Source organism: Hydrogenophaga sp. L76 (genome assembly GCF_057654755.1).
Genome location: NZ_CM172807.1, coordinates 2,433,925 through 2,458,437, shown reverse-complemented (window position 1 = coordinate 2,458,437; position 24,513 = coordinate 2,433,925). Strand labels below are relative to the sequence as shown.

General features: G+C 65.8%; 24 protein-coding genes. 12 read left to right on the top strand and 12 right to left on the bottom strand.

Annotated elements, in window-relative coordinates:
- Nucleotides 1-11: 11 nt before the first annotated feature.
- The 9 genes from ftsW (at nt 12) to AC23D4_RS11725 (ending at nt 9,547) form a co-directional block, all read left to right on the top strand.
- Nucleotides 12-1,268 (top strand): putative lipid II flippase FtsW, encoded by a 1,257-nt coding sequence (ftsW, locus tag AC23D4_RS11765; protein ID WP_472888784.1) that lies wholly within the window; start codon nt 12-14, stop codon nt 1,266-1,268.
- Complete coding sequence (gene murG, locus AC23D4_RS11760; protein ID WP_472888687.1) at nt 1,265-2,344, top strand: undecaprenyldiphospho-muramoylpentapeptide beta-N-acetylglucosaminyltransferase; 1,080 nt, start codon at nt 1,265-1,267, stop codon at nt 2,342-2,344. The genes ftsW and murG overlap by 4 nt, the downstream gene beginning before the upstream one ends.
- Nucleotides 2,341-3,750, top strand: a complete 1,410-nt coding sequence (gene murC, locus AC23D4_RS11755) for a UDP-N-acetylmuramate--L-alanine ligase (RefSeq protein ID WP_472888686.1) — start codon at nt 2,341-2,343, stop codon at nt 3,748-3,750. Before murG ends, murC begins: the two co-directional genes overlap by 4 nt.
- Complete coding sequence (locus tag AC23D4_RS11750) at nt 3,747-4,727, top strand: D-alanine--D-alanine ligase (protein ID WP_472888685.1); 981 nt, start codon at nt 3,747-3,749, stop codon at nt 4,725-4,727. The genes murC and AC23D4_RS11750 overlap by 4 nt, the downstream gene beginning before the upstream one ends.
- Nucleotides 4,728-4,737: 10 nt before the next feature.
- A complete protein-coding gene (locus tag AC23D4_RS11745) occupies nt 4,738-5,532 on the top strand; it encodes a cell division protein FtsQ/DivIB (RefSeq protein WP_472888684.1) in 795 nt (264 codons plus the stop codon).
- A gap of 13 nt (nt 5,533-5,545) precedes the next feature.
- The gene (gene ftsA / locus AC23D4_RS11740; protein ID WP_305280347.1) at nt 5,546-6,775 is read left to right on the top strand and encodes a cell division protein FtsA; all 1,230 of its coding nucleotides are present in this window, start codon (nt 5,546-5,548) and stop codon (nt 6,773-6,775) included.
- Between the two features lie 223 nt (nt 6,776-6,998).
- Nucleotides 6,999-8,207: a cell division protein FtsZ gene (gene ftsZ / locus AC23D4_RS11735; protein WP_472888683.1), complete on the top strand. Its 1,209-nt coding sequence runs from the start codon at nt 6,999-7,001 to the stop codon at nt 8,205-8,207.
- Nucleotides 8,208-8,407: 200 nt separating this feature from the next.
- Entirely contained in the window at nt 8,408-9,331 is a 924-nt protein-coding gene (gene lpxC, locus AC23D4_RS11730) for a UDP-3-O-acyl-N-acetylglucosamine deacetylase (protein WP_177132143.1), read from the top strand.
- Between the two features lie 39 nt (nt 9,332-9,370).
- A complete protein-coding gene (locus AC23D4_RS11725) occupies nt 9,371-9,547 on the top strand; it encodes a hypothetical protein (protein ID WP_177132140.1) in 177 nt (58 codons plus the stop codon).
- Nucleotides 9,548-9,610: 63 nt separating this feature from the next.
- Here the strand turns inward: AC23D4_RS11725 and AC23D4_RS11720 are convergent, their stop codons facing one another.
- The 12 genes from AC23D4_RS11720 to AC23D4_RS11665 form a co-directional block, all read right to left on the bottom strand.
- Nucleotides 9,611-10,060 carry a hypothetical protein gene (locus AC23D4_RS11720; RefSeq protein ID WP_472888682.1) on the bottom strand — a complete coding sequence of 150 codons (450 nt, stop codon included), beginning with the start codon at nt 10,058-10,060 and terminating at the stop codon, nt 9,611-9,613.
- Nucleotides 10,061-10,286: 226 nt separating this feature from the next.
- Nucleotides 10,287-10,469 (bottom strand): hypothetical protein, encoded by a 183-nt coding sequence (locus AC23D4_RS11715; protein WP_305335885.1) that lies wholly within the window; start codon nt 10,467-10,469, stop codon nt 10,287-10,289.
- Entirely contained in the window at nt 10,466-11,230 is a 765-nt protein-coding gene (istB, locus tag AC23D4_RS11710; protein WP_472888557.1) for an IS21-like element helper ATPase IstB, read from the bottom strand. The genes AC23D4_RS11715 and istB overlap by 4 nt, the downstream gene beginning before the upstream one ends.
- Nucleotides 11,217-12,728: an IS21 family transposase gene (gene istA, locus AC23D4_RS11705; RefSeq protein ID WP_472890610.1), complete on the bottom strand. Its 1,512-nt coding sequence runs from the start codon at nt 12,726-12,728 to the stop codon at nt 11,217-11,219. Before istA ends, istB begins: the two co-directional genes overlap by 14 nt.
- Nucleotides 12,729-13,560: 832 nt before the next feature.
- A complete protein-coding gene (locus AC23D4_RS11700; protein ID WP_487623612.1) occupies nt 13,561-13,698 on the bottom strand; it encodes a hypothetical protein in 138 nt (45 codons plus the stop codon).
- A gap of 344 nt (nt 13,699-14,042) precedes the next feature.
- Entirely contained in the window at nt 14,043-14,591 is a 549-nt protein-coding gene (gene ruvC, locus AC23D4_RS11695; protein ID WP_472887720.1) for a crossover junction endodeoxyribonuclease RuvC, read from the bottom strand.
- Between the two features lie 22 nt (nt 14,592-14,613).
- Nucleotides 14,614-15,603, bottom strand: a complete 990-nt coding sequence (locus AC23D4_RS11690) for a phosphatidate cytidylyltransferase (protein WP_472887719.1) — start codon at nt 15,601-15,603, stop codon at nt 14,614-14,616.
- Complete coding sequence (locus AC23D4_RS11685; protein WP_472887718.1) at nt 15,603-16,220, bottom strand: lysophospholipid acyltransferase family protein; 618 nt, start codon at nt 16,218-16,220, stop codon at nt 15,603-15,605. Before AC23D4_RS11685 ends, AC23D4_RS11690 begins: the two co-directional genes overlap by 1 nt.
- A 133-nt stretch (nt 16,221-16,353) precedes the next feature.
- Nucleotides 16,354-17,139 (bottom strand): transglycosylase domain-containing protein, encoded by a 786-nt coding sequence (locus tag AC23D4_RS11680; protein ID WP_472887717.1) that lies wholly within the window; start codon nt 17,137-17,139, stop codon nt 16,354-16,356.
- A complete protein-coding gene (locus AC23D4_RS11675) occupies nt 17,139-18,005 on the bottom strand; it encodes an energy transducer TonB (protein ID WP_472887716.1) in 867 nt (288 codons plus the stop codon). Before AC23D4_RS11675 ends, AC23D4_RS11680 begins: the two co-directional genes overlap by 1 nt.
- Before the next feature lie 24 nt (nt 18,006-18,029).
- Nucleotides 18,030-20,114 carry a ribonuclease catalytic domain-containing protein gene (locus AC23D4_RS11670; protein WP_472887715.1) on the bottom strand — a complete coding sequence of 695 codons (2,085 nt, stop codon included), beginning with the start codon at nt 20,112-20,114 and terminating at the stop codon, nt 18,030-18,032.
- 44 nt (nt 20,115-20,158) lie between these two features.
- Complete coding sequence (locus AC23D4_RS11665) at nt 20,159-20,815, bottom strand: YqiA/YcfP family alpha/beta fold hydrolase (protein WP_487623611.1); 657 nt, start codon at nt 20,813-20,815, stop codon at nt 20,159-20,161.
- Between AC23D4_RS11665 and rodA the strand changes: the two genes are divergently transcribed.
- From rodA to tldD, 3 genes are all read left to right on the top strand, one after another.
- Complete coding sequence (gene rodA, locus AC23D4_RS11660; protein WP_472887713.1) at nt 20,814-21,968, top strand: rod shape-determining protein RodA; 1,155 nt, start codon at nt 20,814-20,816, stop codon at nt 21,966-21,968. The two genes, AC23D4_RS11665 and rodA, sit on opposite strands and share 2 nt — an antisense overlap.
- A gap of 50 nt (nt 21,969-22,018) precedes the next feature.
- Nucleotides 22,019-22,915, top strand: a complete 897-nt coding sequence (locus AC23D4_RS11655; protein WP_487623610.1) for an NAD(P)-dependent oxidoreductase — start codon at nt 22,019-22,021, stop codon at nt 22,913-22,915.
- A gap of 85 nt (nt 22,916-23,000) precedes the next feature.
- Complete coding sequence (gene tldD / locus AC23D4_RS11650) at nt 23,001-24,461, top strand: metalloprotease TldD (protein WP_472887711.1); 1,461 nt, start codon at nt 23,001-23,003, stop codon at nt 24,459-24,461.
- Nucleotides 24,462-24,513: the final 52 nt, after the last annotated feature.

Here is a 24,513-nt window from a genome sequence, read left to right as displayed (position 1 = left end):
CCCTGAACAGCCTGCGCGCCGCGCTGGGCGGGCTGCTGCCGCGCCTGGTGGGCCTCGGCCCGGCCGGCGGTGACGGCTTGCCGGTGCGACTGTCCAACCGCACCTACGCGGGCATGCGCCAGGGCCAGGTTCGTGAACTCGGGTTCGATCAGCCGCTGCTCTGGGTCGTCGTGGCGCTGATGGCCTGGGGTCTGGTGATGGTGTACTCGGCCTCGATCGCCTTGCCCGACAACCCGCGCTTCGCCAACTACGCGCACACGCATTTTGTGGTGCGCCACGGCATCTCCATCATCATCGGCCTCGTGGCCGCGCTGATGGCCTTCCAGTTTCCGTTGCGCACCTGGGAAAAGCTCGCGCCCTGGCTGTTTGCGGGGGCGTTGCTGTTGCTGGTGCTGGTGTTGATTCCCGGCATTGGCAAAGGTGTGAACGGCGCCCGGCGCTGGATCTCGCTGGGCATCATGAACTTCCAGCCCTCGGAGCTGGGCAAGCTCGCTGTGCTGCTCTACGCGGCCGACTACATGGTGCGCAAGATGGAAGTGAAGGAGCGCTTCTTCCGCGCCGTGGCGCCGATGGCCGTGGCCCTCGCTGTGGTGGGCATGTTGTTGCTGGCTGAACCCGACATGGGCGCCTTCATGGTGATCGTGGTCATCGCCATGGGCATCCTGTTCCTGGGTGGTGTCAACGCCCGCATGTTTTTCCTGATCGCCCTGGTGGTGGTGGGTGCCTTTGCGCTCATGGTCATGGCCAGCGAATGGCGGCGGGCGCGCATTTTTGCCTACCTCGATCCCTGGAGCGCCGAACACGCGCTGGGCAAGGGTTACCAGCTCTCGCACTCGCTGATCGCCTTTGGACGCGGCGAGATCTTTGGCGTCGGCCTGGGAGGCAGTGTCGAAAAACTGCACTGGCTGCCCGAGGCCCATACCGACTTCCTGCTCGCGGTGATCGGCGAGGAATTCGGGCTGGTGGGGGTGTTGATCGTGATCGCCCTGTTCCTCTGGCTCACGCGCCGCATCATGCACATCGGCCGCCAGGCCATTGCGCTCGACCAGGTGTTTGCCGGTCTGGTGGCGCAGGGTGTGGGTGTGTGGATGGGCTTTCAGGCCTTCATCAACATTGGCGTGAACCTGGGTGCCTTGCCCACCAAGGGCCTGACCTTGCCACTGATGAGCTACGGGGGGTCGGCCATCCTGCTGGAGCTGGTTGCACTCGCGATCGTGCTGCGGGTGGATTATGAAAACCGCCAGCTCATGAAAGGTGGGCGGTCATGAGCAAGACGCCTTGCGCCCTGATCATGGCCGGCGGCACCGGTGGCCACATCTTCCCGGGTCTGGCGGTGGCCGAGGCCCTGCGAGAGCGCGGCTGGCGTGTGCACTGGCTGGGCGCGCCCGGCAGCATGGAGAGCCGCCTGGTGCCGCCGCGCGGTTTCCCGCTGGAGCTGATCGACTTCGGCGGTGTGCGCGGCAAGGGCCTGAAAACGCTGTTCCTGCTGCCGCTGCGCCTGTTGCGCGCCTTCTGGCAGGCGTTGCAGGTGGTGCGCCGCGTCAAGCCCGACGTGCTGGTTGGCCTGGGCGGCTACATCACCTTCCCCGGCGGCATGATGGGCACCTTGCTCGGCAAGCCGCTGGTGCTGCACGAGCAGAACTCGGTGGCCGGCATGGCCAACAAGGTGCTGGCCGGCATCGCCGACCGTGTGTTCACCGCCTTCCCCGGCGTGTTCAAGAAGGCCGAGTGGGTGGGCAACCCGCTGCGCGCCGGGTTCCTGCGCCAGCCGGCGCCCGAAGTGCGCTTCGCCGGTCGCAGCGGCCCCTTGCGCCTGCTGGTGGTGGGCGGCAGCCTGGGTGCCAAGGCGCTCAACGACACCGTGCCGCTCGCGCTGGCATTGATCCCCTCGGCGCAGCGCCCGCAGGTGACTCACCAGAGCGGCGAGAAACAGATCGAAGCCTTGCGCGCCAACTACACGGCCGCCGGTGTGCTGGCCGAACTCACGCCCTTCATCGACGACACGGCGCAGGCCTTTGCCGATGCCGACCTGATCGTCTGCCGGGCCGGTGCGAGCACCGTCACCGAGATCGCTGCCGTGGGCGCGGCGGCACTGTTCGTGCCCTTCCCCCATGCGGTGGACGACCACCAGACCAGTAACGCACGCTTCCTGTGCGACAGCGGCGGCGCCTGGCTGGTGCCACAGACCGAACTCACGCCCGCCTCGCTGGCGCAGAAGCTGCAGACCCTGCAGCGCGAACAATTGATGGAGATGGCCGGCAAGGCCAAGCAGATGGAAAAGACAAACGCCGTGGCGGCCGTGGTGTCCGCCTGCGAGCAACTCGCGAAGGTGAAACCGGCATGAAACACGCGATTCGCCACATCCACTTTGTCGGTATCGGCGGCAGCGGCATGAGCGGCATCGCCGAAGTGCTGCTCAACCAGGGCTACCGCATCTCCGGCAGCGACCTGAGCGAGAACGCCGCCACGCGGCGCCTCGTGTCCATGGGGGCCGAGGTGTTTGCCGGTCACGATGCGAAGTACATCGAAGGCGCCGACGCCATCGTCACCTCCACTGCGGTGAAGGAGGACAACCCCGAGGTGGTCGCCGCGCACGCCAAGCTGGTGCCGGTGGTGCCGCGCGCCGTGATGCTGGCCGAGCTGATGCGCATGAAAAAAGGCGTGGCGATTGCCGGCACACACGGCAAGACCACCACGACCAGCCTGGTCGCCAGCGTGCTGGCCGCGGCGAACCTGGACCCGACCTTCGTGATCGGAGGCCGCCTCAACAGCGCGGGTGCCAACGCCCAGCTCGGCTCCGGCGAGTACATCGTGGTCGAAGCCGACGAGTCGGATGCTTCGTTCCTGAACCTGCTGCCGGTGTTGTCGGTCGTCACCAACATCGACGCCGACCACATGGACACCTACGGCCACGACTTCGGGCGCCTCAAGGCTGCCTTTGTGGAGTTCCTGCACAAGATGCCGTTCTACGGTACCGCCGTGGTGTGCGTGGACGATCCGTCGATCCGCGAGATCCTGCCGCAGATCGCACGCCCCATCACGGGGTACGGTTTCTCGGAAGACGCCCAACTGCGTGCGGTGAACGTGCGTGCCGCTGGCGGCCAGATGCACTTCACGGTACAGCGCAAGAACGGCACCCAGATGCCCGACCTGGACGTGGTGCTCAACCTGCCAGGGGAGCACAACGTGCTCAACGCGCTGGCCGCCATCGGTATCGCGTTGGAGCTGGGCGTGCCCGATGCTGCCGTGCAGCAGGCGCTGGCCGAATTCAAGGGCGTGGGCCGGCGTTTCCAGCGCTACGGCGAAGCGGCCCTGCCATCGGGTGGCCAGGCAACCATCGTCGACGACTACGGCCACCACCCGGTGGAAATGGCGGCCACGTTGTCGGCTGCGCGCGGCGCTTTTCCGGACCGCCGTCTGGTGCTGGCCTTCCAGCCGCACCGTTTCAGCCGCACACGCGACTGTTTTGAAGATTTCGTGAAGGTGATCGGCAACGCCGACGCCGTGTTGCTGGCGGAGGTGTACGCCGCCGGCGAGGCCCCCATTGTCGCGGCCGATGGCCGTTCGCTGGCGCGCGCGCTGCGCGTGGCAGGCAAGCTGGAGCCGGTGTTTGTGGACGACATCGGCGCCATGCCGCAGGCCATCCTGGACAACGCGCGCGATGGCGACGTGGTGCTCTGCATGGGCGCGGGTTCCATTGGAGCGGTGGCCGGGCAGGTGGTTGAGTTGGCGCAGAAGGACAGGACATGAACGCAGGGGTGAAGACCGTGAACATCGACGTCAAGGCACTGGGCCAGGTGGCCGTGCTCATGGGGGGGCGATCGGCCGAGCGCGAGGTGTCGCTCATGTCGGGCACGGGCGTGCTGGCCGCGTTGCGCTCCAAAGGGGTGGACGCCCATGCTTTTGATCCGGCCGAGCGCGATCTGGGTGACTTGAAGCGTGAAGGTTTTGCGCGCTGCTTCATCGCGCTGCATGGCCGCTTCGGCGAAGACGGCACCGTGCAGGGCGCGCTGGAGCTGCTGGGCATTCCCTACACCGGCCCCGGCGTGATGGCGTCGGCGGTGGCCATGGACAAGCTCATGACCAAGCGCATCTGGCTGGCCGAAGGCCTGTCCACCCCGGCCTGGCGCCAGGTGCACAGCGCCGAAGAAGCCCGCGCCGCCTTTGCGGCCCTGGGCTCGCCGATGATCGTGAAGCCGGTGCGTGAGGGGTCCACCATCGGCCTGAGCAAGGTCCTGACGCTCGAAGCATGCGAGACCGCCTACGCGCTGGCTTCGGGCCAGGACCCGATGGTGATGTGCGAACAGTTCATCGCCGGCGACGAGGTCACCTGCCCGGTGCTGGGCACGGGCTCGACAGCCCGCGCGCTGCCGGTGATCCGCATCGTGGCGCCCGACGGTAACTACGACTACCAGCACAAGTACTTCACCGACGACACGAAATACCTCGTGCCCGCCGGTCTGCCCGAAGGCGAAGAGGCTGCCATCCAGGCGCTGGTGCTCAAGGCTTATCTCACGCTGGACTGCCGTGGCTGGGCACGCGCCGACGTGATGATCGACGCCGCCACCCGCAAGCCGTACCTGCTGGAGATCAACACCTCGCCGGGCATGACCGGGCATTCGCTGGTGCCGATGTCGGCGCGCGCCACCGGGCTGTCCTACGAAGACCTTTGCCTGAGCGTGCTGGCCGGCGCCTCGCTGGACAACCCGGCACAAGGACCAGGCTGAAAGAAACGCCATGACCCAGCCCGACCTGCCCCTGGACGTCAAGCTCATGACCATGGTGACCCACGCCCTGGTGATGGTGTTTGTCGTGCTGTGCCTGGGCGCGTTGGCCAACTGGGTGCTGCGCCACCCGGTCTGGGCGGTGCGGGCGATCGCGGTGCACGGCGAGGTGGACCACCAGAATGCGGTGAGCCTGCGCGCCCAGCTCGCGTCCCAGATGAGGAGCCGGCTGTCCGGTGGCCTGCTGGCGATGGACCTGCAACCGGTGCGGCAGATGTTCGAGGTCGTGCCCTGGGTGCGCCATGCGCTGGTGCAGCGCGAGTTTCCGAACCGGTTGCGCGTCACGCTGGAAGAGCACCGGGCGGTGGCCTGGTGGGGGCAGGCCGGTGCAGGGCAACTGGTCAACCACCTGGGCGAGATCTTTGATGCCAGCCCGGACGACGGCGACGGCCTGCCCGAGCTGGCCGGCCCCTCTGAGCGGGTGGCCGAAGTCTGGGCCCTGTACCAGTTGCTCAGTGCCGAGCTCAATCGACTGGACCTCGGCATCGAGCGGCTGGAGCTCAGCGAACGCGGCAGCTGGCGCGCGACGCTGGACAACGGCGCCCGCATGGAGCTGGGGCGTGGCACAACCGAAGAACTGCTGGCGCGTGCGCGACGCTTCACCGCCACCGTGAGCCAGCTCGCCGAACGCTACCCCGGCGCGGTGCAGTCCGTCGATCTGCGCTACCCCAACGGTTACGCCCTGCGCATGCGCGGCGTCACCACCGTGAACGAAGCAGACGCGAAACCTGCGAACAACACCCGGTAATCAAGAAAGCATCATGGCCAAGGAATACAAAGATCTGGTGGTTGGACTCGACATCGGCACCGCCAAAATCATGGTGGTGGTGGCCGAAGTGCAGGCCAACGGCGAACTCAAGCTCGCGGGCCTGGGGGTGTCGGCCAGCCACGGCCTGAAACGCGGCGTGGTGGTCAACATCGACGCCACGGTGCAGAGCATCCAGGCGGCCCTGAAAGAGGCCGAGCTGATGGCCGACTGCCGCATCGCCCGGGTCTACACCGGCATCACCGGCAGCCACATCCGCGGCATCAACTCCAGCGGCATGGTGGCGATCAAGGACCGCGAGGTCACGCCGGCCGACGTGGCGCGCGTCATCGAGACCGCCAAGGCGATCAACATCTCGACCGACCAGCGCCTGCTGCTGGTGGAGCCGCAGGAGTTCGTGATCGACGGCCAGGAAGTGAAAGAGCCCATCGGCATGAGCGGCATCCGGCTCGAAGCCAAGGTGCACATCGTCACCGGTGCGCAGAGCGCGGCTGAAAACATCATCAAGTGCGTGCGCCGCTGCGGGCTGGAGGTGGATCAGCTCATGCTCAACCCGCTGGCGTCCAGCCAGGCGGTGCTGACCGACGACGAGAAGGAGTTGGGCGTGGCCTTGGTCGACATCGGCGCCGGCACCACCGACGTGGCCATCTTTGCCGGCGGTGCGATCCGCCACACCGCGGTGATCCCGATCGCGGGCGACCTGATTACCAGCGACATCGCCATGGCGCTGCGCACGCCCACCAAGGACGCCGAAGACATCAAGGTCGAATACGGCTGCGCCAAGCAGTTGCTGGCCGACCCCGACACCCAGGTCGAGGTGCCCGGTCTGGGCGACCGCGGTCCTCGTCTGCTCGGTCGCCAGGCGCTGGCCGGGGTGATCGAGCCGCGGGTGGAAGAGATTTTTGCACTGGTGCAGCAGGTGGTGCGCGACTCCGGCTTCGAGGAGGTCCTGTCTTCGGGCATCGTGCTCACGGGCGGCAGTGCCGTCATGCACGGCATGGTCGAGCTGGGCGAAGACATCTTTCTGAAGCCGGTGCGCCGCGGCATGCCGCACTACGCGAGCGCCCTCTCCGACATGGTCGCCCAACCCCGGGCGGCCACGGTGATGGGCCTGCTGGAAGAAGCGCGCCTGGCGCGCGTCCGGGGCCACAAGGTCGCGCAGAAGGCGGGCTCCATGCAGAGCGCGCTGGAACGCATGAAAAACTGGTTTGTGGGGACTTTCTGATCATGAATCACACACACACGATGAGCGGTTTGTTCGGATCCCCTGCCCGCCCCGCGCGCCATGGCGCCGCGGGCCACTACCCGGTGCACCGATGTACGGAATGCACCGGGCCGCCTGGGTGATGCCGGGGCCGCGCCGCGGCCACCCCTCTGATCCATGCAACGAATTTTTATTGAAACAACGCCCGGCACCTCAGGTTCAAGGGCAACAACAGGAGAGAAAAATGAGCATCGAAATGATTGAAGTGGAAGAGTTCAACCTGGGCACCCAGATCAAGGTCATCGGCGTGGGTGGTGGCGGCGGCAACGCCGTGGAACACATGATCTCCCGCGGCGTGCAAGGGGTTGAGTTCATCTGTGCCAACACCGACGCGCAGGCCCTGGCGCGCAGCGCCACCAGCCGCACCATCCAGCTCGGCACCAGCGGTTTGGGCGCTGGCAGCAAGCCGGAAAAAGGCCGTGATGCGGCCGAACTGGCGATCGACGAAATCCGTACCGCCATCGACGGCGCCCACATGCTGTTCATCACCGCCGGCATGGGTGGTGGCACCGGCACCGGCGCGGCGCCCGTGATCGCCCGCGTGGCCAAGGAAATGGGCATCCTCACCGTCGGCGTGGTCACCAAGCCCTTCGACTGGGAAGGCGGCCGCCGCATGACCAACGCCGACAGCGGCCTGGCCGAGCTCGAAGCCAACGTGGACTCGCTGATCGTGATCCTGAACGAGAAGCTGCTCGAAGTGCTGGGCGACGACGTGACGCAGGACGAAGCCTTTGCCCACGCCAACGACGTGCTGAAAAACGCTGTGGGCGGCATCGCCGAGATCATCAATGAGTACGGCAACGTGAACGTCGACTTTGAAGACGTGCGCACCGTGATGGGTGAACCCGGCAAGGCCATGATGGGCACCGCGGTGGCCGCTGGCCCGGACCGTGCACGCATCGCCGCCGAAGAGGCCGTGGCCTGCCCGCTGCTCGAAGGCATCGACCTGTCGGGCGCCAAGGGCGTGCTGGTGCTGGTCACGGCGGCCAAGGGTTCGCTCAAGCTGTCCGAGTCCAAGCTGGCGATGAACACCATCCGCGCCTACGCTTCTCCCGATGCACACGTCATCTACGGCGCGGCCTACGACGACAGCCTGGGCGACGAGATGCGTGTCACCGTGGTGGCCACGGGCCTGTCCCGCCAGGGCGCCCGCCGCACCGCGCCGCCGCTGCAGGTGCTGCGCACCGGTACCGACAACGTGGCGTTCAACATCCCGACAGTGAACACGGCGGTGGGTGGCCAGGGTGCCGGACAGCCCGACTACAACTCCATGGCTGTGCCCAGTGTCTGGCGCACCAACCGCACCCAGGCGGCGGCCAAGGTGGATGCGCTGGCTTCGGGTGGCATGGACGATTTCGAGATCCCTGCTTTCCTTCGCAAACAAGCGGATTGATCGACGTAAAGCTACTGCGCCCTCCGATCTGACGCCTGCAGTGCTCGCCGTACGGGTGTACGGCTCCGCGCTTCAGCGTCACCTCGGAGCGCTCGCTACGCTTTCCGTTCGACCAATCTCTTTGGTGGTGTGCCCGGTTCAATCGCTGGGATAGCTTTCTCTGTCAACGCGAAACCGCTCGGAAAAATTAGAATCACCGGATGCTTGCTCAACGAACCCTGAAATCTCTCACCAAGGCGGTGGGCGTCGGCCTGCACAGTGGCCAACGGGTCGAGCTGACGCTGCGCCCGGCCGCGCCGGACACCGGCATCGTGTTCCGCCGCGTGGACCTGCCCGAGCCGGTGGAGATTCCGGTGAACGCCGATGCCGTGTCCGACACGCGTCTGGCGTCAACCATCGCCAAGGGCGGCGCCAAGGTGCACACCATCGAGCACCTGATGAGTGCCGCTGCGGGCCTGGGGCTGGACAACCTGTATGTGGACATCACAGCCGAAGAAGTGCCGATCCTGGACGGTTCTTCGGCCTCGTTCGTTTACCTGCTGCAGAGCGCGGGCATCGTGACGCAGAAGGCGCCCAAGCGCTTCATCCGGGTGACCAAACCCGTGGAGGTGCGCGAAGGGGAGGGCAGCAACCTCAAGTGGGCGCGGCTGGACCCGTACCACGGCTACAAGCTGAGTTTCGAGATCGAGTTCAACCACCCGGCGGTGAATTCCAGCGGCCAGCGGGTCGAGTTCGACATGGGCAGCGGCCGCTACGCGAGGGAGATCGCCCGGGCCCGCACCTTCGGCTTCACGCGCGATGTGGAGATGATGCGTTCCCATGGCCTGGCGCTGGGCGGCGGCCTGGACAACGCCATCGTCATGGACGATGTGAAGGTGCTCAACGCCGACGGTCTGCGCTACCAGGACGAGTTCGTCAAGCACAAGATCCTCGACGCCATCGGCGATCTCTACATCATTGGCAAGCCGCTGCTGGCCGCCTACAGCGCCTTCCGCTCGGGTCACGCCATGAACAACCAGCTGCTGCGTGCGCTGCTGGCCCGACCCGATGCTTACGAGATCGTGAGCTTCGAGCAGGAGCGTGAAGCGCCCACCGGCTTCGCGCAACTCGCTCCCGCCTGGTAAGCGCCAGCCGGCGCCCAAGGCTTCACCGAAAAACAAGCCATGCTGCTGTTTCGCTGGACCATCTTCATGCTCCTGCTGGCGGCCGGCGTGTCGTTCGCCTTCTACATCGGCACGGGGCAGGCGAGGTTTCGCCAGTACGGGATCGTGATCCTGAAATGGACGGTCATCGCAGCGCTGGGCTTTTTTGGTGTGCTGGTGCTGGAGCGCCTTCTCTGATGTGCTGAAAAGTCAAAGGCCATCCCGACGGATGGCCTTTGGCTTTCAGGTTTTGAGCCGGATTCAGTGGGCGCCGACGAAGCGGGTGCCTTCGAACGAACGGGACTCACCGCTGGTGCGGTACTGCGCCCAGGCCACCATCAGCATCAGCGTGGCAAAACCACCGGCGATCAGCACCGGGTAAGCGGCGAGGATGTCGGTCAGCGGGAACTTCCAGTTCAGCGGACGGCCAACGCCCAGCAACGCGGCGTAGAACCACGACACCGCCGACACCGAACCCGCGAACACGGCAAAGCTGCGCTGCGAGAACGACATGTTCAGCAGGGTGCCGGCCTTCTTCATCAGCGGCAGGACGCGGTGGTGCAGCAAGAAGCCATTGAGCGTCAGCAAGCAGACGACGGTGATCTTGGCTTGCAGCTTGGGGTTGGCGAAGTACTCCCAGCCTTTGACCGATGTGTCCAGCGCGATGATGCCCGCGCCGGTGGCCCAGAGTGCGACCAGGGCCAGGGCCACGGTGTTCTGCAGATCCTGCTGTTAGCGGCGATCTAAACCCGCGTAAATCTGGCGGCGGTAAATGGTGACGGAATCCGGTGGTCATTTGTGGCGGCGGATTCTGGTGGCGGCTTTCGGTGCTGAGTGCGCCACCAACAGCAAGGGCCCCGTCAGGGGCCCTTGCTGTTGGCGTGGGAGATTCGTCGTTGTTCAGAACGGCAACTCCGGGTCAAAGTCGTCCAGCGATTCACTGTGTCACGCGCTGCTCGCGCAGCAGGTTCTGGATGACCCGGCCGTAATGGGTCCAGACGCGATCGCGCAGATCATCAAGCAACTCCATCACCGCCAAGGCCTGCTCTGGTGTCCAGGTGTCGTCCACCGTGAAGGGCAGCCCATGGTGCAGTCCTGAAGGCGGGTGCCACGGCTTCATGCTGTTTCCTTCGACGGTTTGCGCTTTGCGGTGCGCGCCCGGGCGCGTTCTTGTGCCTCCTTGTGCCGGTACGACTGGCCCTTGATACCGACAATTTCGGCGTGGTGGACCAGGCGGTCCACGAGTGCGACCACGCAGGCCGCGTTGGGGAACACTTCACCCCACTCGGCAAACGATTTGTTCGTGGTGATCAGCGTGCTCTTGTGCTCGTGGCGCCGGCTGATCAACTCGAACAGCAGATCGGCATAGCGGCTGGAATACGACAGATACCCGACCTCATCAATGGCCAGGAGCTCTGGCCTGGCGTAGTGGCGCAGCCGGGTGCGCAGTGCCGAATCGCTGTCCAGACTGGCCAGCTCGCCCAGCAGCTTGCCGGCGGTGGTGAACAGGACGGTGTGTCCCTGCAACACCGCCTGGTGCGCAATGTTCTGCGCGATCGTGGTCTTGCCGACCCCGGAGGGCCCCACCAGGATGGCGTTGCTGGCGTTTTGCAGGAACTGCAGCGTCATCAGCTCGCTCACGCTGGCCTGGTCAATCTGCTCGGGCCAGCGCCAGTCGTAATCCACCAAGGGCTTGAAGCGCCCGATGCGCGCACTGTGCAGGCGCCGCTCCATGGATCGGCGGGTTCTCTCCTGCTCTTCCCAGTCCAGCAATGTGCCCACCCAGGGTTCGGTGCAGCAGGTACTCCAGTTGGCCAGCACCCCGTGCAGTTGCAACGCCTGGGCGCGGTGTTTGAGTGTGGCCGAATCAGTTGCTGGCATCGTCACTCTCCTGCGTGAGACGGTCATAGCTGTCCAGGCTGTGGGGGCGCACGGCGATGTCGCGCGCGCGCACCTGCGCGGACAGGGCCACGCCCAGCGGGGGCGGGGTTTGCTGCTGGCGCTGGCGTTGGCGTTGGTGTTGCAGCGCCAGACGAACCGCATGGGGGTGCGGCACACCGCGGCTCATGGCATCGGCGACGGCGGCCGTCATCTGCGTGCGTCCATGCACATCCAGGAGTTCCTGCAACTCACGGGCGATGCGTCCCAGCGGCTCACCCCGCTTGGCCGCCTCTGTCAGCAAATCCTGCACCTGAGGCAGCGCGTGCACCAGGCGGTCCGTGTCGCGATGGGCTCGCGCGGCTCGCTTGTGCTGCACCAGTTCCTGCACATGGGCCTCGATCTCGATCTGCTGAGCCTTGTCCCAGCAACGCGGGTGCGTGGCCAGTGCCTGCTGGCCGTCCAGAATACGCACCTCATGCAGGCTGGCGTGCACGCTCAGGCTGCGCTGTACGTGGGTGTGGGGGATGGAATAGTCGTTCAGGTCAAAGCGAACATAGGGTGTCTTGGCCGCTGTCACGCCGCGGATCTCATCGCAACAAAACGGTGTGACCGGGATGTCCATCAGGTGCGCCTTCTCTTGGTCAAAGGCCTGCTGCACCGACAGCTGGGAGTCCTCGGGGCAGCGCCGAGCGCTGGCTGCCCCGTTCACCCAGGCATCGGCCTGGGCATTGAGATCGTCGAGGCCGTCAAAGGTGCGTCCCTCGAAGAAGGCCGTGCGGATGTAGCGGATGGCCCGCTCCACGCGGCCCTTCTCATTGCCCCGGGCCGGGGCCACGGGCCTGGCCTCGAAGCGGTAGTGCGCCGAGAGTGCCAGCAAGGTGGGATTGAAGCGGATGGCCTGCCCCCTGCGTTCGAGCACCGCGCTCTTGAGGTTGTCGTACAAGACGACCCTGGGAACGGACTCCCAGGATTCAAAGGCCTGGACGTGGCCGCGCAGGAAGTTCTCCATGTGCGCGCCCAGGAAGAAGCGCAGGAAGATGCGTCTGGACCAGGACAGGACCATCACAAAGGCCATCAGGGGTCGCCTGGCTTGCCCGATCTGGATGTGGCCGAAGTGGCCCCAGTCGCATTGCCCCTGTTCACCGGGCAAGGTGCGCAGGCGCAAGTAGGCCTGTGCTGGGGGGCGTGGACGGTGCCTGGCGACGATGTGGCGAAAGTGGTCGGGGCGTCCCTCGTAACCGCGCTCGGCGACCATGGTGTGCAACCGGCTGGCCGTGAGGTTGGGGAACTGCTTCAGGGTCTCTTCAATAAAGGGCAGGTAGGGGCTCACGCCCGAGGTGCGTTGTGCGGGCACTATGGGGGCGGCGCCGGCCTGGGTGAGCACGCGCATGACGGTCTCGCGGTGCACGCCCAGCTGGGACGAGATCGTTCCCACCGGCCAGTGCTCGGCGTGGTGGTAGCGCAGGATCTGCGCCGTGAGTTCAGGTGAAATGGCCATGTGAGTCGGTACTCCATACGGATGGTTTCGATGGGCGACGAAAGCGGCAACGCAAATAGTCCAGGCGTACAAAATTCGAGACCGAACGGCCGCAAAACTGGCACTTGCAGCGTTGACTTGCGTCTGGGATCAGAGCGGTTGTTTCGCCGGGTGGGAGTACATCAGTGCAGGGCGGTGGTGGGCTACCCTGATGCGTCACTGTTTGCTGGCGCGCCCTCCATTGCCCCTGGCGTCTGGCGTGAGCGTGACGGCCCTTGCGGCTGTCCTGGTAGCGTTTGCCGGCTGCGCGCTGGGCGCCACTTCTGGCCTGGTGCGAGCAGGCCGCGCTGCAGTAGCGCTGGCCGCGGTCGCAGTGGCTGCAGATGAGCACAGGGCAGCGGCACAGGGCGCACACAAAGCGTCTGGGCGGTGGTGACGGCGCGGGCTGGGCAGTGGGCATGGGCGCTCCATTCCCATGCGTGAGCCCATGCTATGGACAGCCACGCCCGCTTCGTGAAATACTGACAGCGGCAACGGCGCCCTCCAAAGCGGTGGGTCTCGGGGCGCGACAGTGGGTTTACCGGAAAGTGACTGTCACTGTCGCGCCTGCTTCTTACACGGGTAGGCGATATGTAACGCAAAACACCAGCGCTGCGCCATACCCCTGCGCTGACTCATGCCCGCCATGCCACGGCCAAAGCAGGCACGCCCCCCCCCCGGCACACCTCAGTGCCCTGCAGAACGGGCACCCCCCATTCAACTCAAAGGAAGTTCAAGGCATTCAGCTGACTGAAGCGGGTGAACGCGTCTGGCTTGCTCCCGACACCAGATTTACGCGGAAACTGACAGCCGTTCACACCTGCAGGTGTTTCGGGTCCATGCGTTCGTGGGGATCGCCAGAGATGAGCTGTTTGACCATGGCAATGTCGCTCATGAGGATCAACCCGATGGCCGCGCAACAGGCGATCAGGTGGGCGTAGACGAGGGCCATTCGTGAAAATTCAAGTTCCATTTGAGGTATCCGGGTGAAGGGTCAAGGGCTGTCCCGACAGAAACGGGCTCCGGGGCCCGACGGAAGTTTGCATCGAAGCCTTGGCCGCTAATGTGCCTATCCAGGCCGTGGTCATCTGTGCGCAGTTGCAACGGTTGGTCCCGTTGTCATTGATATTTATCAATTTGTACAAAAGGGGCCCTCAGGGGGAAAACCCCCATGAAGCTGTTGTTTTCATCCCTCAGATGGGGGATGCTCTGGGGAGCGCAGATACTGTTGTTACGTCCATGTACGGTTCGTAACAACCGCGCACCATCTGGCCGCTGACGGCCTGTCCCCTGTTTTCAGTAGTTCCGGCCGCCTTTGTAAGCCGCATGGGTACGTGCCTGCAGGGGGGACACCTTGTTGATGGCCTGCATCGTGCGGCTGACCTGCGCATGGGTGATGGCCAGGCCCAGGGCGTCGGCCGCGTCCTTGCCGGGCAGGCCGGGCAACTGCAGCAGGCGTTTGACCATTTCCTGCATCTGCGCCTTGTCGGCGCGGCCGTAGCCGACCACCGCTTTCTTCAGCTGCAGGGCGGTGTACTCGGCCACCGGCAGGCCGTTGGCCACCAATGCCGTGAGACAGCAGCCGCGGGCCTGGCCCAGCAGCAACGTGGCCTGCGGGTTGACGTTGACAAACACGATCTCGCAGACCGAGGTTTCGGGCTGGTAGCGCTTGACCACCTCGCTGATGCCGTCAAACAGGATCTTCAGCCGCTCGGGCAGCAAGGCGCCGTCTTTCGGGCTGGTCTGGATGGTGCCGCTGGCCACGTAGTGCAGCGTGGCACCCTCGGCGTCGATGACGCCAAAACCGGTGCACTGCAGGCCGGGGTCGATGCCGAGGATGCGCATGGGTGGTGTGCCGTTTCAGCGTTCAGAGGTTGAAGGTCCAGCGCACGGAGTGGAAAAACACCGGAGCGGCAAAACACAGGGCGTCCACGCGGTCGAGCAGGCCACTGGCGCCGGTGACCGAGCGGCCGGCCGAACCCCAGTGGGTCACGCCGCGGTCGCGTTTGATGGCTTTCATGACCAGGTGCCCCAACGAACCGGCCATGCAGGCCACCAGCGCCATGGCCAGGGCCTGCAGAGGCTTGAAGGGTGTGAATCCGGCCAGGGCGACGCCCAGCAGGCCACCGGCGGCCAGGCCCGCTATCCAGCTGCGCCAGTGGAAACTGGCGCTGATCGCCGGTGCCACAGGGTCGCGCAGCCGCCGCGCCATCAGGTGCTGGACCAGCATGCAGGTCTGCACCACCAGCACCAGGAACACCACGAGGAATGCGGTCTTGCCGGCAAAGCGCGGGAAGTTGAGCCACAGCAGCGCCGGCACATGGCTCATGCCGTAGACGCAGACCATGATGCCCCATTGCAGCTTGGCGTTGCGCTCCAGAAAGCGTTGCGGGTCGTTGCCCAGCGCACTCACCACGGGGATGGCGAGGAACACATAGACCGGGATGAACACCGTGAAGAGGTTGAAGTGCTGGTTCCAGACCAGGGCGTATTGCAGCGGCAGCACGATGAAAAACGCCAGCACGAGGCTGCGGTGGTCACCGCGCCGGGTGGGCGAGAGGCTGATGAATTCGCGCAGGATGAAAAACGAGACCAGACCGAACAGCACGATGGCCACGCTCTCGCCGGCCGCCCAGCCGACCCAGAACACCAGCGTCATCAGCCACGAGTTGCGCAGCAGGGCCTGGTAGTCGTGCAGTCGTCGGGCGCGATCGCCGGTGTGGTCGTCGGCGTGCTGGCGTTCGCGCAGCGAGAGCAGCACGCCCAAGCCGCTGGCGATCAGCAGCAGGCCGAACAGCAGCACAAACATCAGGCTGACCTGCTGTTCGGGGGTAAGGCTGCGCAGGAAGGAACCCATCAGACCTCCCGCAGGGCCATGACGGCAGCGCGTGCGCGGTTCAGGAAATCGGCACGGGCTTCATCCGCCCCCAGGGCCATCGGCTCACCGAACGTCACCGAGCACAGCACCGGCACCGGGATCACCTCGCCCTTGGGCATCACCCGCTGCACGTTGTGGATCCACGCGGGCACCAGCACCACCTGGGGAAAGCGCCGGGCCAGGTTGTAGATCCCGGACTTGAAGGCTTGCGGATCTTCCGCATGGCCGCGCGTGCCTTCGGGAAAGAGGATCAGCGAGTCACCGCTCTCCAGGGCATCGACGAGGGGTTGCAACGGGTCCTCGTCACCCTTCTTTTCGCGCTCGACATAGACCGCGTTGAACACCTCGGTGGTGATCCAGCGCTTGAAGTTCGATGCCGTCCAGTAGTCGCGCGCGGCGATGGGGCGGGTGATGCTGCGAAGTTCCTGGGGCAGAGCCGCCCAGATCAGCACCAGGTCGGCGTGGCTCTGGTGGTTGGCGAAATAGATGCGCTGCTCCGCCTTGGGCGGGCAACCGTACCAGCGGGCCTGGGCGCCGGTGAGCAGGCGCACCAGGCCGAGCAGGAAGGTGCTCACGGCCTGGGCACGCCAGTTCATGAACACATCCCGGCACAGGGCCAGAGCAAAGCGACTGCGATGTCCGAACCCAGGGACACCGCGGAACTGGCTTTGCCAGGCCGCTGGTGTCGTCCCCCTGGGGGGAAGCCGCGCAGCGGCGCAGGGGGGCACATCACGGCGCCTGAACTGCGCCCATGCGCGCCACGATGGTGCTCGTGCGGCGGGCGAGGTAGGCCGAACCCTGCCGGGTTTCGAAGAACTTGGGGCTGGGCAGCATCACGGCCAGACGTGCCGCCTCGTAGGCGCTCAATTTGGCGGCGGGCTTCTTGAAATAGCGCTGGGCCGCGGCTTCGGCGCCGAAGACGCCTTCTCCCCACTCCACGCTGTTGAGGTAGATCTCAAGAATGCGCTGCTTGCTGAGCAGCGCGTCCAGCGTGAGCGCGAGCACCAGCTCCTGGCCCTTGCGCAGCAGGTTGCGTTCACCCGAGAGCAGCAGGTTCTTGGCCAGTTGCTGGGTGATGGTGGAGCCACCGATGACCTTGGGCGGCTTGATGGCCTTGATGGCGGCTTCGGCCGCTTCGGGCTTTTTGGCGAGCTTGCGTTCGAGCTGCGCGGTCCGTTTCTCGACCTGCTCCAGGCGTTTTTCGTTCTTGACCCAGGCCGCTTCGATCGCGCTCCAGTCCACGCCATCATGTTCCGCAAAGCCCGCGTCCTCGGACGCCATCACGGCCCGTTTGAGGTGCGGGCTGATCTGGTCATAGTCCACCCATTGGGCCGACCAGCGCCAGTCCTTGTCGGACCTGAGGCTCTGGCCAGCGACACGCCAGGCCTCCGAGCGCATGAAGGCAGTGCTTTGCGGATCGATCACCACCATCAGCGCGACACGCAAGACAAAAAACAGCTGCAGCGCCAATCCGGCCAGCACCACCCACAACAGCCAGCGACCGATCGATTTCATCACTGGCTGGACATCTGGGTTTGCAAAGTGGCGTCGCGCGTGAAACGGAAACGCGACACCACCACGATCTGGTCGGCCCGCTGGCGCATGGCTTCGTTGAAGCGACCAAAGCCGAGGCCGCGCACGATCGCCTGGGCACGTCGGTCCAGCGTGGTGTTGCCGGAGGTCTGCACCACCTCGGTGCCCAGCACGGTACCGGTGTGGTTCACCGTGATGACCATGGTGAGCTCGCCATAGAGCTTGCGACCCGCGGCTTCGGGGAAGTTGGTGGTCCCCCGGTCTTCGATCTTGCGGCGCAGTTCGTCGTAGTAGATCGCGTAGACCTCTTCGCGCGTGGCCGGGCTGACGTAGCGCTTGCGCGGGCGCTCGTTTTCTTGGTTGATGCGCTTTTCGATCTCGGCCAGCACCTTCACCAGCGCCCGGCGCTTGCGCTCGTGCTCAATGGTTTCCTGGCTGGTGTTGACGGCCTGCAGGTCTGGCGGTGGCATGTTGGCCAGTTGCTTGCGCACCTGGGTCAGGATCTGTTTTTGCCGCTCTTTGAGCGCTTCGATCATGCGCTCGTCTTCTTCGGGCGAGTCGCCGATGCGGGCCGTGGGGTTGGGCGGCAGGGGCGAGGTGGCCCGCCCTTTTTCCCTCTCGCCGCCACCGGCCAGCGAGGCTTGCGCAATGGCCTTGGCCTTTTCGGGCTTCTCGTCGCTCTTGGCGTTGACCAGAATGACTTCCAACGGCGTGTCCTGAAACACCCGGTTGAAACCCTCTGGGTCGACAAAGCGGACCGTCAGCAGCGCGGCGTGCACGGCGACCGAGATTCCCAGAGCGAGTTGCAGGGTGCTCAGTTGTTTGAGAAAGGCCAGGACCGGTTTCACGCGAGCATTATCCGTGCTGGTGGCTCATACCCCGGGCGCCTCGGCAGGGGTTTCGGTGCCAGTTTCCGGACCATCGACCTGCGTTTCGTCGACGTCGATGGCCAGCGCCAGCGGCGCGGCCAGTTCGTCGTCTTCGCCGTCCTCGGATTCGCTGCTGTCATCCACATTGTCGACCGGCAAGTCGAGTCGTTCGACCACCGTGCCGGACACGTCCAGCGTGATGTGATCGATGTCGCCCAGCCGCACGCGCACATGCGCACCGCGCGGCAGACCCTCGGCACCCAGCACCGGCAGCACCAGGGGCAGGGTGTCGGCGCGCACCAGGTTGTCCTTGATCAGCGTGGCGGTGAGCTCGCTGATGCCAGCCTGGCCCAGGTGCTTGAGCGTCCAGTAACGTTCCATGCCGTTCTGGAAACCGTTGTAGGCGGTGTAGGCGGCGTCGAAGCTGCTGATGATGGCAAACAGGTTGGCGTCTTTGGGCTTGAACGGCGCGGCGAGCGCAGCGGTCTTGCCGTGGCGCGCGCAGGCGATGATCTGCCACTGGTTGACCATGTCCACGTAACGGCGCAGGGGCGAGGTGCTCCAGGCGTAACTCTTCACACCAATGCCCGCGTGCGGCTGCGCCTTGGTGCCCATGCGCACCTTCACGCCAGGCGCCAGGCTGGCCTGGCTGCGGTAGATGCCGGGCACGCCGCAGTCGGCGAGCCAGTTGCCCCAGGTGCTGTTGGCCAGGATCATGGCCTCGGCCACCATCAGGTCGAGTGGCGCGCCGCGCTGTCGTGTGCCGATCACCACGGTTTCGTCGCCTGCGGGCTCGCTGCCCGTCACGCCTTCGAGTTTGAAGGTGTAGTCGGGCCGGTTGAAGTTTTCCGGTTTGCCGCGCACCACTTCGCGTTGCGCCTTGAGGTGGCACGCCAGGCGGAAGATGAAGGCCAGTTGCGGCTGCAGCTCTTCAATATGGGCCTCGGTGATCGCTGTACTGGCCGGCGCCTGGCCGGCCAACCAGTCTTCGGTGATCACGGTGTCGAGCTGGTCGTGGCGCAGGTTGTGCACGATCGGCACCCGCTCCAGCACGGTGTGGCTGTCCTTGGGCTCCAGCGTGGCCTCGTCGAAGCTGACGTAGAGCGACACGGCGGGACAGTTCCGCCCGGCCATCAGCGTGTAGGTCTGCACCACCTCGTCGGGCAGCATGGTGATCTTGTGGCCCGGCATGTAGACCGTGGACAGGCGGTTGCGCGCCACCTGGTCGATGGGGCTGTCGGGCAGCACCGCGAGACCGGGTGCCGCGATGTGGATGCCCAGCGTGACCGTGCCACTGCCCAGCCCCTGCAGCGAAAGCGCGTCGTCGATTTCGGTGGTGTGCGAATCGTCAATGGAAAAAGCCTGCACGGCGGCCAGCGGCAGCTCGTCGGCAATGGCGGGTGCCTGCAGCGCCGGGAAAGCCGTGCCCTTGGGGAACTGGTCGAACAGGAAGCGCTGCCAGTGGAACTGGTAGGCGCTGGCGATGGCGCCGGCGTTTTGCAGCAGGGTGAGCGGCGCCGTGTGGCTGTTGCGCGCCGCTTCCACCACGGCCTTGTATTCGGGCGCGTTCTTGTCCGGCTTGAACAGGATCTTGTAGAGCTGCTGGCGCACCGGCTCGGGGCATTGCCCGCTGGCCAGCTCGGCGGCCCAGGCTTCGATCTGCGCCTGCACCTGTTTCTTCTTCTCGATGCCGGCCAGCGCCTGCGCCAGGATCTCGGGCGGCGCCTTCTTGTAGCGGCCCTTGCCGGCGCGCCGGAAGTAGTGCGGTGCGCCTTGCAGGCAGAGCAGGGCCGCCACCTGTTGTTCGGTGCTGGCGCTGGCGCTGAAATACTCCTGCGCCAGTTCGGCAAACCCGAACTCGCCTTCGGGTGCGAATTCGTAGGCCAGCTCCAGCTCCATGGTCTCGGCCAGTGCGGTGGCCGCGGGCATCAGTTGGGCGGGGGCGGGTTTGTCAAAGCGCAGCAAGGCATTGGCGGACTTGACCTTGACCCGTTTGCCCGAATCCAGCTCCACCTGCAGGGAACTTTCGGCTTCGGACAGGAGGCGGCCGGTCATCAGTTTGCCGGCGTCGTCGAACAGAATGTGCATGGGCGGGATTGTCCCATGCGGGCGATGGACACTTCCCCGGCGACTCAGCCCACCAGCCGGAGAAACTTGAACACGGCCTCAATGTGGTCGTCAAAGTCGCTGATGGCGTGGTCGCTGCCGGGCAACAGGCGCAGCGCGCCACCGGCACAGAAGGCTTGCATCTCCCGCCAGTCCAGCACCTCGTCGCCCTGCGCCACGATGGCGAGCTGCCGCTGCGGTGTGGCCGGGTGCTGCGGTCCCAGGTGCTGAATGTCGGTCTCCAGCACACGCAACTCGTCCACGAAGGCGGGCTGGAAAAAGAAGCGCTCCTGCGGATCGTGCCAGGCCGTCTGTTCACCGATGTATTGCGCCAGATCGCGCGACGGGTGCACGGCGGGGTTGAGCAGCACCGCGCGGCAGCCGGTCTGCAGTGCCAGCCAGCGGGCGTAGAAGCCACCGAGTGACGAGCCCACCACGGCCATCTGCCCGCGCGGCCAGGCGGCGGTGCCTTCCCGGATCAGGCGGGTGGCAGCCGCAGGCGAGGGCGGCAGTTGCGGGCACCACCAGGTGACGCCCGGATGTTGCGTGTGCACCCGCTTGGCCACCTTCTGCGCTTTCATCGATTGGGGCGACGAGCGGAAGCCGTGCAGGTAGAGCAGGTGGGTGGTTTCTGGTGAAGGGGGGGTGGCGGGGGTCATCGCCGAAGGATAATCGGTGCCCATGGCCGTCGTCTTTGACAAACCCACCCTGCTGCAGCGCGTCGCCCCGATCTTTCAGGGCTTTGACGGTCCGCTGGTCTTTGCCATCCTGCTGCTCGCGGGCGCGGGGCTGATGACCATGTATTCGGTGGGTTTCGATCACGGCTCGCGCTTCGCCAGCCACAGCCGCAACATGATGCTCGCGGCCGGTGTGCTTTTTGTCGTGTCGCAGGTGCCGCCGCAGCGCCTGTTGGCGCTGGCGGTCCCGATGTACGTGCTCGGGGTGGCCTTGCTGCTGGCGGTGTTCCTGTTTGGCATCCAGAAAAAAGGGGCCCAGCGCTGGCTCAACGTGGGTGTGGTGATCCAGCCCAGCGAGCTCATGAAGGTGGCCATGCCCCTGATGCTTGCGTGGTGGTTCCAGCGCCGCGAGGGCCAGCTCAAGCCACTGGATTTTGTGGTGGCGGGCTTGTTGCTGGCGATACCGGCGGCGCTCATCCTCAAGCAGCCCGACCTGGGCACCACCTTGCTGGTGATGGCCTCCGGCCTGGCGGTCATCTTCTTTGCCGGGCTGAGCTGGAAGCTGATCGTTCCGCCGGTGCTGCTGGGACTGGTGGGGGTGGTCATCCTGATCGCGATGGAACCCCAGTGGTGCGCGCCCGATGTGGACTGGCGCGTCCTGCACGAATACCAGCGCCAGCGCGTGTGCACGCTGCTCGATCCGTTCAAGGATCCGCTGGGCAAGGGGTTCCACATCATCCAGGGCATGATCGCCATCGGCTCCGGCGGTGTCTGGGGCAAGGGCTTCATGCAGGGCACACAGACCCATCTGGAGTTCATTCCCGAACGCACCACCGACTTCATCTTCGCGGCGTTTTCCGAGGAGTTCGGCCTGGTGGGCACGCTGGGACTGATGGCGGCGTTCCTCTTCCTGCTGATCCGCGGGCTGATCATCGCGGTGGAAGCGCCAACCCTGTTCTCGCGTCTGGTGGCCGCTGCCATGACCGCCAATTTCTTCGTCTACGCCTTCGTCAACATGGGCATGGTGAGCGGCATCCTGCCGGTGGTGGGTGTGCCCTTGCCGTTCATCAGTTACGGCGGCACGGCGATGGTGACGCTGGGCGTCTGCCTGGGCATTCTGATGTCGGTGGCCAAGTCCAAACGCCTGATGCAGTCATGAGCCCCATGCGAGGGGTTCGCACCCCGTCGCCAGTGGGCGAAGGCGTTGCCATGCACCTGCCTGCTTGCCGGGTGGCGATCGTGGGCGCCGGGAACATGGGCGGCGCCATGGCCGCGCGCCTGTGTGAACTGGGCTGGCCCGTGGTGGTGTGTGACATCGACCCCGTGCGCCAGCAACAGGCGCTGGAAGCCGGCGCCTGCCTCGCCGACACCCCTGAGACGGCAGCCCGTGCGCTGGTGGCCGACGGCGTGTTGATCGTCTGCGTGGTGGACGCAGCGCAGTCGCATGACGTGCTCTTCGGTGCTGGCGGCGCCGCTGCTTCCCTGCACAGCGGCCAGGCCGTGATGCTGTGCCCGACCATCGCACCCCAGGACACCGAAGCGCTGGCAGCGGCCTTGTCCTCGCAGGGGCTGGACTGCATCGACGCGCCCATGTCCGGCGGACCGGCGCGGGCACGCGAGGGCAGCATGAGTCTCATGGTGGCTGCACCGGATGGGGTGCTGGAGTGCCGTGCGGCGCTGCTCGCCGCCCTGTCGTCCAGGGTGTTTCGCATCAGCGAGCGCATGGGCGATGGCGCCCGCACCAAGCTGGTCAACAACCTGCTCGCGGGCATCAACCTGGTGGGTGCCGCCGAGGTGCTCGCGCTGGCCGAACGCCTGGGGCTGGACTTGTCGACGACGCTGGACGTGATCGAACAATCCAGCGGCCAGAGCTGGATCGGCTCGGACCGCATGCGCCGCGCCATTGCGGGTGACCTGGCGCCGCGTGCGCATGTGACCCTGCTGGAAAAAGACACCCGGCTGGCGGTGGATGCGGCTCGGGCGGCAGGATTCAGTGGCCCGCTGGGTGACACGGCGGCCAGTGTTTTCGCCCAGGCCCACTCGGCCGGCATGGCCGGTCTGGACGACAGCGCCTTGCTGCAGCTGCTGCGGAAGACCGGGAGTTGATGCGTGCGCGCCGATCCTGGCGCGCTTGGTGCGCTCCAAGACCCCGCCACCAGCGCGCGAACGCTGTCCTTCTTACAATGGGCCCATGATTGCACGCGAACCCACCTTGGCCCGTTTGTCCAGCGCCCAGAGCCTCCTGCTCGATCCTTTTGGTTTGACACCCTCCCATTTGCAGCGCGCGCTGGGCGAAATCATGTCGCGTGGCGCGGACGATGCCGACCTCTATTTCCAGACCACGCGCAGCGAGGGCTGGAGTCTGGAAGAGGGCATCGTCAAGACCGGCAGCTTCAGCATCGACCAAGGCGTGGGCGTACGTGCCGTGAGTGGCGAAAAGACCGCTTTCGCGTATTCGGACGACCTCTCCTGGGCTTCGTTGCTGGATGCGGCGCACACCGTGCGCACGATCACGGCCCAGGGCCAGGACCGCAAGGTGCGCACGCCGGCCACCAAGGTGGCGAAATCGCGTTCACTCTACCCCGGTCTGGACCCGATCGGCACACTCGACAGCACCGCCAAGATCGCGCTGTTGGAGAAGGTTGAAAAACTCGCCAAGGCCAAGGACCCGCGCGTGGTGCAGGTCATGGCGGGCCTGGCGGCCGAACACGATGTGGTGCTGGTGGCGCGTGCCGACGGCACCATGGCCGCCGACGTGCGCCCGCTGATCCGCCTGTCGGTCACGGTGATCGCCGAACAGAAGGGCCGGCGCGAAGTCGGCTCCTCGGGTGGGGGTGGCCGCTTCGGTCTGGCGTATTTTGACGACGCCATGGTCCAGTCTTACGTGGACGAAGCTGTGGACGCAGCGCTCACCAACCTCGACGCGCGGCCCGCGCCCGCGGGTGAAATGACCGTGGTGCTGGGTTCGGGCTGGCCGGGCGTGCTGCTGCACGAGGCGGTGGGCCACGGGCTCGAAGGCGACTTCAACCGCAAGGGCTCCAGCGCGTTTGCCGGCCGCGTCGGCCAGCGCGTGGCGGCCAAGGGCGTGACCGTGCTCGACGACGGCACCATGGCCGACCGCCGCGGCTCGCTCAACGTGGACGACGAAGGCTGCCCGACGCAGAAAAACGTGCTGATCGAAGACGGCATCCTGCGCGGCTACATCCAGGACGCGATGAACGCACGTCTGATGGGCCTGAAGCCCACCGGCAATGGTCGGCGCGAGAGCTACGCCCATGTGCCCATGCCGCGCATGACCAACACCTACATGCTGGGTGGCGACAAGAGCCCCGAAGAAATCGTGGCCAGCATCAAGAAGGGCCTGTACGCCACCAACTTCGGCGGCGGTCAGGTCGACATCACCAGCGGCAAGTTCGTGTTCTCCGCCAGCCAGGCCTACTGGGTGGAAAACGGGAAGATCCTGTATCCGGTCAAAGGGGCCACGCTGGTGGGCAGCGGCCCGGAATCGCTCAAGAAGATCAGCATGATCGGCAACGACATGCGCCTGGACAGCGGTGTGGGCACCTGCGGCAAGGAAGGCCAGAGCGTGCCAGTGGGCGTGGGTCAGCCCACCTTGCGCATCGACGGGTTGACGGTCGGCGGCACTGCCTGAAGCTGCGGAGGCTGGGCGGGTTCCCAGCCTGCCTCGCTGGCCCCGCTGCGGC